The sequence below is a fragment of the uncultured Lamprocystis sp. genome (assembly GCF_903933125.1).
In the GTDB taxonomy this organism is placed as follows: domain Bacteria; phylum Pseudomonadota; class Gammaproteobacteria; order Chromatiales; family Chromatiaceae; genus Thiodictyon.
On sequence record NZ_CAIZIZ010000392.1, the window covers coordinates 1 to 2491 of the forward strand.

The 2491-nt window shown below is 64.2% G+C and carries 2 protein-coding genes and 1 pseudogene; 1 reads left to right on the forward strand and 2 read right to left on the reverse strand.

What is annotated here, in order from left to right:
• Positions 1-223: 223 nt before the first annotated feature.
• On the reverse strand, positions 224-484 hold the full coding sequence (locus QZY03_RS20695; protein WP_295613136.1) for a transposase zinc-binding domain-containing protein: 261 nt from the start codon (positions 482-484) through the stop codon (positions 224-226).
• The gene (locus QZY03_RS20700; RefSeq protein ID WP_295584158.1) at positions 477-1325 is read right to left on the reverse strand and encodes a site-specific integrase; all 849 of its coding nucleotides are present in this window, start codon (positions 1323-1325) and stop codon (positions 477-479) included. Before QZY03_RS20700 ends, QZY03_RS20695 begins: the two co-directional genes overlap by 8 nt.
• A 634-nt stretch (positions 1326-1959) precedes the next feature.
• Between QZY03_RS20700 and QZY03_RS20705 the strand changes: the two are divergent.
• A pseudogene (locus QZY03_RS20705) lies at positions 1960-2491 on the forward strand (hypothetical protein); the annotation flags it as partial.

Here is a 2491-nt window from a genome sequence, read left to right on the forward strand (position 1 = left end):
CGGCCTCGGCGCCGGGGTTGGCAGCGTGGCGGTTCATGCCGATAGTATAGCTGCCGACGCGGACGACTGCTGAGATCAGCCGCCGTAGGGTGCGCAATGACTCAGGTCGGCGCTTGTTTCTATGACTATTTAGTCCAACGTTAAGCCTAAAGCGGCGCGCGCCCCTGATGAGCTTGCCAATTAGCACAACGCTTGTGGCGCGCGCTCGCTTTTGAGGCCAAGGTTAGGCATTATCTGTCTTGTTTGCTGCCTGGGCAGGGGATTCACGGGGAAACCGTGGTCTGTCCCCTATTTCCCGGCAGGCGTGATACAGCAGGGGCGTCTCCCCGCACTGGTCGCATTCCAGCGCAAAGCCACCCAAGGCGGCAGTGCGACAGTCCAGGATGTGGTGACAGACTTGCCACTCGCGGGGGCTTAATGGATGGTGTTCGGCGTAGCCGGAGAGGCACGCGGCCATGACCGCTTGCAGGGAGGTGTTAGCCATGGTCAACCCCCAATTGGGCGATCAGGTCCAACGCCCCTTCGCCGTCACTGGCACTGGGCAGCCAATGCACATAGCGCAGGGTGGTCTGGATGCTGCGGTGGCCCATCAGTCGTTGCAGGCGTTCCACCGACAAGCCGGCCGCCAATTGATGGGTGGCATACGCGTGACGCAAGCCATGAATACCGCCGACCGTGGTCACCCCGGCTGCCTGCTTGGCGTCGGTGAAGGCCCGCTGTAGGGTCGACGGGCACAGGGGCTCCCCGGTACGCCCGGCGAATAACCAGTCGGCGGGCCGATAGAGGCGCCAATAGGCGCGTAGTTCCTCCAGCAAGGTGGGTGAAAGCGGGACCAGGCGATCTTTCGCGCCCTTACCCTGAGTGATGCGCAAGAGTCGCCGCTCACCGTCGATATCCTGGACCCGCAGGGCCAGGACTTCGCTCAGGCGCAGCCCGCAGCCATAGCAAACCGTCAGCATGGTACGCAAACGGGGATCGTCGCAGGCCGCAAGGATGGCCGCGACCGCGCCGCGGGTGAGCAACTCGGGGATGCGCTGCGGGCGTTTGGGTAGGGTCACCTCCAGCTCGACCGTTGGCCAGCCAAGCACCTTCAGATAGAAGAAGCGAATGCCGTTGTACATGAGTCGCACGCTGGCCGGCGCCAAGCGGCGCTGCACCACCAGGTGTTCAAAGTAACGCGTGAGATCGGCGTGGGCGAGGCGGTCCGGGGAGCGGCGGGTGAACTTCGCCAAGTCTCGGACCGCAGCCAGGTAGCTTTCGTGGGTGCGCGGCGAGAAACCATGCATCTGCATGGCGGTGATCATCTGCTCACGTAAGGGAGTCATCGTCCGGTTCTCTGTTAACGACCCGGAGCGGGCCGTTAAAAGTGTGGACGATGGGCGACGGGTCGGGGCTGGAGGTCAACCACGCGCCGGCGGGGTTTATCCGCGCGTCATTCGCGATTCAATGGCGCTATGGGATGGGCGCGGTAGGCCCCGCGGAGCGGATTAGTCCAACGTGTTCTAGGTTGGCACGGGCCGGCGACATGCTAGCCCGCCACGGGCCACTCGGGTTCTAGACTGAATCCCGCCGACCGCCCAGGCACATCGCCTCACCGCAAGTGCCCCACCCGCGCCCTGCCGAGGTCCCCCCCAGCCGCTTGGTGTTGCACATCGGCTGCCGGTCCAGGCCCAGCCCATTGCCCTTCGAGGTGTACTTTCCGCGTCTCGCTGCTGTTTTTCAAGGGGGAGTTTTTGATCTGGATCATAGTTTCCGCAAATACCGGATACAAAATGCTAGATTCCTGGCAAACCTCCGCCGGGCGCTTGCCATCCGACCCTGCATCCAGACTAGACTTGGGGTACGCGACCGGCACGGGCCGCTCGTGAGCTAGGCTGGCGCGGGCCGCTCGTGAACTAGACTGGAACGGGCCACTACCGAACTAGACTGAATTCCGTCCAAGACCGACACGACCGCCACATGATGTCCACCATCCCCAACCCCCGCCGCGAGGACGGTTCCCCCTCCAACTGGGACCGTTATCTGGATCTCCTGGCCCACCGCGGCGTACCGGAGCGGATGCGCCCTTGGTATGTCCGTCGCGTTGAAGCGTTCCTGAAGGCGCGGCGTTCCGTGTCACTGTTGCACGTGACGGCGGAGGAACTCACCGGGTACCTGCAGGAGGTCGCGGCCCAAGCGCAACTTGCCGATTGGCAGTTCCGGCAACTGGTCGACGCCTTGCAGTTGCTGTTCGTCGATCTGGCCCACTGCCCTGCCGGCAAGACCATCGACTGGGACTGGTGGAAAACCGGGGGGCGCCCACTCGACAGCGATCATCCGACCGTCGCGCGCTGGAGTCCCACCCGGAGCGGGTCAAGGCCCTGCATGATCGCGACCTGGCGGCAGGGGCGGGCAACGTGTACATGCCGGAGGCCCTCAGCCGCAAATACCCGAGCGCGGCGCGGGAGTGGATCTGGCAGTACGTCTTCCCGAGCAGCCGCCTGGCGCAGGA